This is a genomic window from Pseudomonas sp. VMV1, assembly GCF_056790235.1.
The window spans coordinates 18769-27910 of record NZ_JBXGSE010000007.1 but is presented as its reverse complement, the minus strand read 5'-3'; the positions used below and the strand labels follow the sequence as shown (position 1 = coordinate 27910).

Below are 9142 nucleotides of genomic sequence, written 5' to 3'. Positions count from 1 at the left end.
TTCCCGAGGTATTCCCATGTTGCGTCGCCTGCTGCTCGTCTCCGCTCTGCTGTTCCTGGCGGCCTGCACCCGCGCGCCCCTGGTGACGCCCCAGGAGGTTTTCCCCGCCGACCGGGTGGAGAACGCCGCCGACGTTCGCCGCGCCATCGTCGATACCCTCGAACGCCGCGGCTGGACGGTGGGCCAGGAAAGCCCCGGCCTGGTGGTCGCCAGCATCGTGGTGCGCGATCGCCACCAGGCCTGGGTCGACATCCCCTACAGCACCAAGGGCTACCAGATCCGCTACCGCGACAGTGCCGGCCTCGACTACGACGGCGAGCGCATCCATCGCAACTACAACAAGTGGGTCCAGCTGCTCGACGCCGACATTCGCCGGCGACTGCAGCTGCCGGCCCCCGCTGCCGACGCGCAGTAACGGTCCTCGGCTTGCGCGATATCGCAGAACACCGCCCCAAGGCTGACGGGACGGACGTTCTGGGTTAAATAGTCACCCTCCCCCCCCCACAAGGAAGTCACCATGCGCCTCATCGCTCCCGCCCTTGCCCTCACCCTGAGCCTGGCCGCCCTGCTCCCCACCGCCGCCCAGGCCCGCGACACCACCCTGCAGCTGCCCTTCGCCGAGGTGGTCCAGGAAGCCCTGGCCGCCAAGCGCCTGGATGGCAGCGTCAAGTTCTACTTGGCCGGCAACCCGGTGCCGGGCAAGGCCACGGTGGTCAACTCCAGCATCACCACCAACCAGAAGACCAACGCCTTCAACAAGACCGACGAGGTCGCCTGCCGCTGGGTGCTGCAATCGGCGTTGATCCGCCTGCAGGAAGCCGCCAAGGCCGCCGGCGCCAATGCCGTCACCGACATCACCAGCTACTACAAGAAGAACGAGTGGAGCGATCCCAGCCGCTACGAATGCCACGCCGGCGCCTTCATCGCCGGTGTCGCTCTCAAGGGCAAGCTGGTGATCCTCAAGTAAGAAGCTGTTCACGATCTCGCGAGCTAGAGCCAAACAAGGCCTAGGCGGCCCCACGAAAATGCCTGAGGAAGCGGATCGGACCCGCGCTCGGGTTTACGAGTGGTAAACGAGCATTCCGACCGGGCTGGCGACCCAGGGTATTTTCAACGCCGTTTGGCCGACGCGTAGCAGATCGTGAATAGCTTCTAAGCCGGAACGGCGGTGCGTCCGGGGTAGTCTGTCTAGAAACCCACCCCGAGGCAGCCGCCATGCCCCACTTTCGCGTCCACTACCGCAAGGACGGCGAACCCCGTCAGCTCGATCTCGACCATCCGCAGGCGACGCTCGCGCCCCATGAAGCGGCCCTCGCCGTGCTGGAACACCTGCGCGCCGATGCCGAGAACAGCCTAGCCCTACCACCCGCCGACGCCCCCGCCGAGGCCATCCTGCGGCAGGCTGAAGTGCATGGGTTGACAGATATCAGCGTGGAGGAGCCGGCGTCGTAGGTTGGCGCTGAGCGTAGCGAAGCCCAACGGGCGGGACTATCGATGTTTGGCCTCCCTCACCCCAGCCCTCTCCCAGAGGAAGAAGGGGCGGTCTGGTTCAGCGTTGGCTTATGGGCTCATCGCGGCCATAGCGATCCGCCGATGCGGGCGCTCCGGAAGTTCGATAGTTCGCTCATCACGGCCATGGGCCGCTCCTACAATGACATCTGAATCTGTAGGAGCGGCCCATGGCCGCGATCAGGCGTACTCAACCGTAGCGTGGAAAGCCGCGCAGCGTTTTCCACTGACGGGCTCCGCTACCAACGGTGGATAAGGCTACGCCGTTATCCACCCTACCCGTAGGTTGGCGCTGAGCGCAGCGAAGCCCAACACCACCCGACCTCAGCCCAGGAACAACCGATACGCCGGATTCTCGGTCTCGTCCCAATAGCGATAGCCGATGGCATCCAGGGTCGCCAGCAGCTCGCCCCGCTCGGCATCACTGGCTTCCAGCGCAGCGAACACTCGCCCATCCGCCGCGCCGTGGTTGCGGTAGTGGAACATGCTGATGTTCCAGCGTCCGCCCAGGCGGTCGAGGAAGTCGAACAGCGCCCGGGGCCGCTCGGGGAATTCGAAGCGGAACACCTGCTCCTCACCGACCCGTGCCGCGTGGCCACCCACGGTGTGGCGGATATGCAACTTGGCCAGTTCGTTGTCGGTCAGGTCCAGCACCGGGAAGCCCTGGTCGCGCAGGCCCTGGATGAGGGCGTCACGCGGATCGCGCTGCGGATGGGTCTGGACGCCAACGAAGATATGGGCCTCCTGGCCGGTGTGGTACCGGTAGTTGAATTCGGTGATCTGCCGCCGGCCCAGCGCCTCGCAGAAGGCGCGAAAGCTCCCCGGCCGCTCGGGAATGGTCACGGCGATGATGGCTTCGCGCTGCTCGCCCAGCTCCGCGCGTTCGGCCACGTGCCGCAGGCGGTCGAAGTTGATGTTGGCGCCGGAATCGATGGCCACCAGCACCTGGCCGCCACTGCCTGCGCGCTCGGCGTACTTCTTGATCCCGGCCACCCCCAGGGCGCCCGCAGGTTCGGTGATGGAGCGGGTATCGTCGTAGATGTCCTTGATCGCCGCACAGATCTCATCGCTGTTCACGGTGATCACTTCGTCCACGTAGCGCCGGCAGATCTCGAAGGTGTGATGGCCGATCTGGGCCACGGCCACGCCGTCGGCGAACAGCCCTACCCGCGGCAGGACCACCCGCTCGCCGGCGGCCATGGCCTGCTGCAGGCAGTTGGAGTCGTCCGGCTCGACGCCGATGACCTTGATCTCGGGACGCAGGTATTTCACATAGGCGGCGATGCCGGCGATCAGACCACCGCCGCCCACGGGGACGAAGATGGCGTCCAGCCGCCCGGGGTGCTGGCGCAGGATCTCCATGGCCACGGTGCCCTGGCCGGCGATGACGTCGGGATCGTCGTAGGGCGGCACGAAGGTGTAGCCCTGCTCCTCGACCAGGCGCAGCGCCTCGGCCAGGGCCTCGGGAAAGGCGTCGCCATGCAACACCACCTCGCCGCCGCGGGACTGCACGCCGATGACCTTGAGCTCGGGGGTGGTGCGCGGCATGACGATGATCGCCCGCACGCCCAGCTCACGTGCCGCCAGGGACAGGCCCTGGGCATGGTTGCCGGCGCTGGCGGTGATCACCCCGCGGGCCTTCTCGCTGGCCGAGAGGCTGGCCAGCTTGGTGTAGGCGCCACGGATCTTGAAGGAAAACACTGGCTGTAGGTCTTCGCGCTTGAGCAGCACCTGGCAGCCCAGCCGCTCGGACAGCGCCCGCGCCGGTTGCAGGGGCGTTTCGATCGCCACGTCGTAGACGGGGGCGAGCAGGGTCTTCTTTACATACTGTTCGAGCATCGGCGGGGCGATCCGGTGGGTGCGGCGGGGGCGAAAAGTCTACTACGGGCACTCCCGGGTAGGTTAGCCAAGCCGTCCGAGCGGCTATAATCGAGGGCCCTTCACCCGTTTCTCTGCGGATATCCCCATGAATCAGGACCAGCTCAAGCAGGCCGTCGCCCAGGCCGCGGTCGACCTCATCCTTCCCCTGCTCTCCCGCGACAGCGTGGTCGGCGTGGGCACCGGCTCGACCGCCAACTTCTTCATCGACCTGCTGGCCAAGCACAAGCTGGAATTCGATGGCGCCGTGGCCAGCTCCCAGGCCACCGCCGACCGGCTGAAGAGCCACGGCATCACCGTCTATGACCTCAACGGTGTCAGCGACCTAGAATTCTATGTGGACGGGGCCGACGAAGCCGACGGCCACCTCAACCTGATCAAGGGCGGCGGCGCGGCCCTGACCCGCGAGAAGATCGTTGCCGCGGTGGCACGCAAATTCATCTGCATCGCCGACGCCAGCAAGCGCGTCGACGTCCTCGGCGAATTCCCGCTGCCGGTGGAGGTGATCCCCATGGCCCGCAGCCACGTGGCGCGCGAGCTGGTGAAACTGGGCGGCGATCCGGAATACCGCGACGGCGTGGTGACCGACAACGGCAACGTCATCCTCGACGTGCACAACATGCACATCGTCGATCCGGTGGGCCTGGAAGCGAAGATCAACAACATCGTCGGCGTGGTCGCCAACGGCCTCTTCGCCGCCCGCCCGGCGGACGTGCTGCTGCTGGGCACCGCCCAGGGCGTGGAGCGCCTGGAGCGCAGCTAAGCCACCCGTAGCGTGGAAAACCGCGCCAGCGTTTTCCACAGGTGAGCTCAAGCACGGCCAGTGGATAAGGCTGCGCCGTTATCCACGCTACGCTAGCAGCTGTTGGGCTTCGACGATGGAGCCGTCTCAACCCAACCTACGAGGCTTGGGTAGGTTGGGTTGAGCGCAGCGAAGCCCAACACCGCCCAAACGCTGAGCCCACAAAAAAGCCCCGGTCAGGCGAACCCGACCGGGGCTTTTCATGGCGCAAGGATGCTTAGAACAGCACGCGGCAACGGATGGTGCCCTTGATGTTCTGCAGCTTTTCCTGGGCCAGGTCGGAGTACTCGGCATCGACGTCGATCACCACGTAGCCGACCTTCTCGTCGGTCTGCAGGTACTGACCGGAGATGTTGATGCCGCTCTCGGAGAAGACGCGGTTGATCTCCGACAGCACGCCCGGGACGTTCTGGTGGATGTGCAGCAGGCGGTGCTTGCCCGGGTGCGACGGCAGGGCCACTTCGGGGAAGTTGACCGAGGACACCGAGGTGCCGTTGTCGCTGTACTTGACCAGTTTCTCGGCCACTTCCAGGCCGATGTTGGCCTGGGCCTCGGCGGTGGAGCCACCGATGTGCGGGGTCAGGATGACGTTGTCCAGGCCACGCAGCGGCGAGACGAATTCGTCGTTGTTGGAGCGCGGCTCCACCGGGAAGACGTCGATGGCGGCGCCGATCAGGTGCTCGTCCTTGATGGCCGCGGCCAGGGCGTCGAGGTCGACCACGGTGCCGCGGGCGGCGTTGATCAGGATGCCGCCTTTCTTGATGGCGCGGATCTCGCGCTCGCCCATCATCAGCTGGGTGGCGGGAGTTTCCGGCACGTGCAGGGTGACGATGTCGCTCATGCCGAGCAGCTCGGTCAGGGAACCGACCTGCTGGGCGTTGCCCAGGGGCAGCTTGGTGATGACGTCATAGAAGAACACCTGCATGCCCAGGCCCTCGGCCAGCACCGACAACTGGGTGCCGATGGAGCCGTAGCCGATGATGCCGAGCTTCTTGCCGCGGATCTCGAAGGAGTTGGCCGCGCTCTTGATCCAGCCGCCACGGTGGCAGGAGGCGTTCTTGGCCGGGATGCCGCGCAGCAGCAGGATGGCCTCGGCCAGCACCAGCTCGGCAACCGAACGGGTGTTGGAATAGGGGGCATTGAACACGGCGATGCCGCGCTCGCGGGCGGCCTGCAGGTCGACCTGGTTGGTGCCGATGCAGAAGCAGCCGACGGCGACCAGCTTCTTGGCGCAGTCGAACACCTCTTCGGTGAGCTGGGTGCGCGAACGGATGCCGATGAAGTGGGCGTCGGCGATCTTTTCCTTGAGCTGGGCATCCGGCAGGGAGCTGGTGACGTACTCGATGTTGCTGTAACCCGCGGACTTCAGGATATCCACGGCGGACTGGTGGACGCCTTCCAGGAGAAGGAAGCGGATCTTGCTCTTGTCGAGGGAAGTCTTGCTCATCTGCGTTGAATCCAGAGTTTCCAGGGAGAAGGATGCCGGCGCGGCGCAGGCCAGTTCAGCCAGCGGCAAAGGGGGCGCTATCTTAGCATGAGCCGCCGGATGCAGGTCCGGTTGCGACCTGAAGCTTTCTCAGGGCGACCATGAGCACTTCGCGACCGGCAACGCGCCGCGGCGCCCGCTTTTGGTTAAGATCGCCAGCAGACGCCACTCACCAGGAGCACAAGATGGCCTATCAGCACCAGTACCTCGATGGCACCAAGATCCACTTCCCCCTGGGCAAGGTCGTCTGCATCGGCCGCAACTATGCCGAACATGCCAAGGAGCTGAACAACCCGGTTCCCACCGAGCCCCTGCTGTTCATCAAGCCGGCCAGCTGCGTGGTGCCGGTGGCGGACGGCTTCGCCATTCCCACCGACCAGGGTTCGGTGCACTACGAGGCCGAGATCGCCGTGCTGATCGGCAAGCCGCTGTCGAAGAAGCCTTCGGCAGAGGAAGTCCGCGACGCCATCTCCGGCTTCGCCCCCTCCCTGGACCTGACCCTGAGAGACGTGCAGAGCCGCCTCAAGGACAAGGGCTATCCCTGGGAAATCGCCAAGAGCTTCGACGGCGCCTGCGTGCTCGCGCCCTTCGTGCCCGGCGATGCCTTCGAGGACCTGGCCGACATCCCGGTGCGCCTGACCATCAACGGCGAGGTCCGCCAGGACGGCAACAGCCGCGACATGCTCAATCCCATCCTGCCGCTGATCCAGACCATCGCCGGGCATTTCTCCCTGCAACCAGGCGACGTCATCCTCACCGGTACGCCCGTGGGTGTCGGACCTCTCAACGTGGGCGATGAGCTGGTGCTGGAGCTGCCGGACGTTAGCCGCTTCGAAACGCGCGTGCTATAACCCCGCCACCCACCGTCGCCTGGCGAGTGCCTGGCGATGGTGTGCCGGCACGGCCACGACGCTCCAGGCTTTGCCTGAAAAGTGCCTGCGCTCGGCCATGCGGCGTTAAAAACCCTTTCGGAGTGCTCATTTACCCCTCGTAAACTCGAGCGCGAGTCCGATCCGCTTCCTCAAGGGTTTTTGCCTTGCCTGACCTTCGCTCGGCGACGTTGCAGGCAAGCCATAACAAGAAGCCGTACGAGCCCGCATGTCCAGACTCCCTCGCCTCATCCTGTTCCGTCTCCTCCCCGCCTTCGTGCTGTTGGTGCTGATCGTCCTTACCTTCGTCTGGCACTGGAACGACCGGGCCCTGCTCTGGTGGCAGGAATACCGCACGCCGCCGGAAGTCCGGGCCGAGGCGGTCTGGCTGCCGGACTACCAGGCAGTGATCCAAGGCAAGGCACTGCCGGGCCTGGCCGAAGCCGAGACCTCCGATCTCACCTACGATCCCCGTACCCGCACCCTCTTCGCCGTCACCGGCAGCACCCCCTACCTGGTGCAGCTGAGCCTGACCGGCGACATCCTCAGGCGCATCCCGATCCGCAACGTCTCCAACCTGGAAGGGGTGAGCGCCCTGCAGGACGGGCGCCTGGCCATCGTCGACGAGCGCCAGCGGCGCCTGTCGCTGTTCCAGCTGACGGACGACACCCAGGAGCTGGATGCCAATACCTTCGAACACCATGACCTGGGCTTTCCCGACGCCGGCAACAAGGGCTTCGAAGGCATCGCCTGGGATCCGCGTCACCAGCGGTTGATCCTCAGCAAGGAGCGCGACCCGGCCGCCCTCTTCACCCTGGCCAGCGACGGCCGCGGCGTTACCGGTACCCTCCAGCCCTTTCCCCTCAAGCAGCTGGTGATCGACTACTCCGCGGTGGCGGTCGATCCGCGCACCGGTCACCTGCTGGCCCTTTCCGATCAGTCCCACACGCTGGTGGAAATGACCGCGGAAGGTGCACCGGTCAGCTTCATCAGCTTGAGACGCGGCCTGCACGGCCTGAACGCCACCATGGAGCAGCCGGAGGGCGTGGCCCTCGACGAGGCCGGCAATCTCTACCTGATTGGTGAACCCAATCTCTTCCACGTGTTTCACAAGGTGTCCAAAGCGGTGCAATGAGCGCCTATTCAGCTTGAATTCAGGGTGGCGCCCTTAGGCTGCGCGGCATCACCGCCTCAGGACCCTGTCGATGTTTCCGCTGTTTTCCCCCCGCACCCTGGCCGCCCTGCTGGGTGCTGCGCTGCTGCTGGGCCTGACCCTGGTGGCCCAGCAGCACCGGCTGTTCGAGCGGCTCCTGTTCAACGTCCAGAGCCAGCTTCAGGCCGAGAGCCGCCAGGCCCGTTCGCTGTGGCTGCCGAGCTACCGGGTCACCGTCGAAGCGCGACCCATTGGCGAGGGCATCACCGACGTCTCGGCCCTGAGCTTCGATCCGGATCGCCATACCCTGGTCAGCGTGACCAACAAGCCGGCGCGCTTTCTCGAACTGGACCTGGACGGACGGCTGCTGCGCCAGGTGGATCTCAAGGGCTTCAGCGATCCGGAAGCCATCGAGTACATCAAGCCGGGTGTGTACATGATCAGCGAGGAGCGCCGCCAGCGCCTGGTGCGGGTACATATCGGCGCCGACACCCGCGAGGTGGACATCGACGATCGCCAGGTCAGTCACCCCTTCAGCCTGAGCGACGTGGAAAGCGACAACCGCGGCAACGAAGGTCTGGCCTACGACGCCGCCCGCGAGCGCTTTTTCGTCGCCAAGGAAAGCAATCCGGTACGCATCTACGAGATCGACGGCCTGGGCAGCGAGGCCTTCGAGGGCCTGCAGGCCTTGTCACTGCGCAGCGACCCCAAGCGTGACCGCCGGCTGTTCGTGCGCGATCTCTCCAGCCTGCAATTCGATCCTGGCACCGGCCACCTGCTGGCGCTCTCCGACCAGTCGCGGCTGGTACTGGAGCTGGACGATGACGGCAAGCCGATCAGCTCCCTGTCCCTGCTGCGCGGCCAGCACGGCCTGAGCCGCAGCGTGCCCCAGGCCGAGGGCGTGGCCATGGACGACCAGGGCAGGCTGTACGTGGTCAGCGAGCCGAATCTGTTCTATCGCTTCGAGAAGCCATGAGGTAGAGGCTCATCGCGGCCATGCCGGTGCGCCGTAGCGACCGCTCCTACAGATCAGGAAGCACCTGTAGGAGCGGCCCATGGCCGCGATCAATGCATAGCCTTCCCTCCCCAACCCTCTAGGTGGTCTCGCGCCTGTGGCTAGCGTGGCGACAAGGGATCGCGAATTTGCCTTTGGCGCTGGAAACGAACGCCCGCCCGGACAGCCCCCTCTCCCTCCGGGAGAGGGTTGGGGTGAGGGCCGGCCTGGCAACGAATCTTCATGCGGAAAAGGCTGCGCCGCTTCCCCCGCTACGCCGCCAGTGTTGGGCTTCGACGATGGAGCCGTCTCAACCCAACCTACGACAATCGCCGTAGGTTGGGTTGAGCACAGCGAAGCCTAACGGCCTGGAGGGGTTTCACCCTCACCTCAACCCTTTCCCAGAGCGAGCGGGGGTAGTTCCGCGGTAGCGGATGGCGTGGCGACGATG

Annotated in this window: 9 protein-coding genes; 7 read left to right on the top strand and 2 right to left on the bottom strand. The window is 65.5% G+C overall.

The window, feature by feature from the left end:
• Positions 1-16 precede the first annotated feature (16 nt).
• From ACUCV0_RS19205 to ACUCV0_RS19195, 3 genes are all read left to right on the top strand, one after another.
• On the top strand, positions 17-415 hold the full coding sequence (locus ACUCV0_RS19205; protein WP_482213401.1) for a hypothetical protein: 399 nt from the start codon (positions 17-19) through the stop codon (positions 413-415).
• Positions 416-517: 102 nt separating this feature from the next.
• Positions 518-967, top strand: coding sequence for a hypothetical protein (locus tag ACUCV0_RS19200; RefSeq protein WP_059316306.1), 450 nt, complete (start codon positions 518-520; stop codon positions 965-967).
• A 248-nt stretch (positions 968-1215) separates the two neighbouring features.
• Positions 1216-1452 carry a hypothetical protein gene (locus ACUCV0_RS19195; RefSeq protein WP_482213400.1) on the top strand — a complete coding sequence of 79 codons (237 nt, stop codon included), beginning with the start codon at positions 1216-1218 and terminating at the stop codon, positions 1450-1452.
• Positions 1453-1833: 381 nt separating this feature from the next.
• Here the strand turns inward: ACUCV0_RS19195 and ilvA are convergent, their stop codons facing one another.
• Positions 1834-3360, bottom strand: coding sequence for a threonine ammonia-lyase, biosynthetic (gene ilvA, locus ACUCV0_RS19190; protein WP_482213507.1), 1527 nt, complete (start codon positions 3358-3360; stop codon positions 1834-1836).
• 115 nt (positions 3361-3475) lie between these two features.
• Between ilvA and rpiA the strand changes: the two genes are divergently transcribed.
• On the top strand, positions 3476-4150 hold the full coding sequence (rpiA, locus tag ACUCV0_RS19185; protein ID WP_059316309.1) for a ribose-5-phosphate isomerase RpiA: 675 nt from the start codon (positions 3476-3478) through the stop codon (positions 4148-4150).
• 256 nt (positions 4151-4406) lie between these two features.
• Here the strand turns inward: rpiA and serA are convergent, their stop codons facing one another.
• Positions 4407-5636, bottom strand: a complete 1230-nt coding sequence (gene serA, locus ACUCV0_RS19180) for a phosphoglycerate dehydrogenase (protein WP_482213399.1) — start codon at positions 5634-5636, stop codon at positions 4407-4409.
• Between the two features lie 224 nt (positions 5637-5860).
• Between serA and ACUCV0_RS19175 the strand changes: the two genes are divergently transcribed.
• The 3 genes from ACUCV0_RS19175 (at position 5861) to ACUCV0_RS19165 (ending at position 8673) form a co-directional block, all read left to right on the top strand.
• Positions 5861-6526 carry a fumarylacetoacetate hydrolase family protein gene (locus ACUCV0_RS19175; RefSeq protein ID WP_059316311.1) on the top strand — a complete coding sequence of 222 codons (666 nt, stop codon included), beginning with the start codon at positions 5861-5863 and terminating at the stop codon, positions 6524-6526.
• Positions 6527-6773: 247 nt separating this feature from the next.
• On the top strand, positions 6774-7679 hold the full coding sequence (locus ACUCV0_RS19170) for an SdiA-regulated domain-containing protein (RefSeq protein WP_482213398.1): 906 nt from the start codon (positions 6774-6776) through the stop codon (positions 7677-7679).
• A 70-nt stretch (positions 7680-7749) separates the two neighbouring features.
• The gene (locus ACUCV0_RS19165; RefSeq protein WP_482213397.1) at positions 7750-8673 is read left to right on the top strand and encodes an SdiA-regulated domain-containing protein; all 924 of its coding nucleotides are present in this window, start codon (positions 7750-7752) and stop codon (positions 8671-8673) included.
• The last annotated feature ends 469 nt before the right edge of the window (positions 8674-9142 follow it).

Excerpts from the sequence above, each read along its gene's own strand:
- serA (WP_482213399.1), bottom strand. The coding sequence starts at position 5,636 with ATGAGCAAGACTTCCCTCGACAAGAGCAAGATCCGCTTCCTTCTCCTG.
- ACUCV0_RS19200 (WP_059316306.1), top strand. The coding sequence starts at position 518 with ATGCGCCTCATCGCTCCCGCCCTTGCCCTCACCCTGAGCCTGGCCGCC.
- ACUCV0_RS19165 (WP_482213397.1), top strand. The coding sequence starts at position 7,750 with ATGTTTCCGCTGTTTTCCCCCCGCACCCTGGCCGCCCTGCTGGGTGCT.
- ACUCV0_RS19170 (WP_482213398.1), top strand. The coding sequence starts at position 6,774 with ATGTCCAGACTCCCTCGCCTCATCCTGTTCCGTCTCCTCCCCGCCTTC.
- rpiA (WP_059316309.1), top strand. The coding sequence starts at position 3,476 with ATGAATCAGGACCAGCTCAAGCAGGCCGTCGCCCAGGCCGCGGTCGAC.
- ACUCV0_RS19205 (WP_482213401.1), top strand. The coding sequence starts at position 17 with ATGTTGCGTCGCCTGCTGCTCGTCTCCGCTCTGCTGTTCCTGGCGGCC.
- ACUCV0_RS19175 (WP_059316311.1), top strand. The coding sequence starts at position 5,861 with ATGGCCTATCAGCACCAGTACCTCGATGGCACCAAGATCCACTTCCCC.
- ACUCV0_RS19195 (WP_482213400.1), top strand. The coding sequence starts at position 1,216 with ATGCCCCACTTTCGCGTCCACTACCGCAAGGACGGCGAACCCCGTCAG.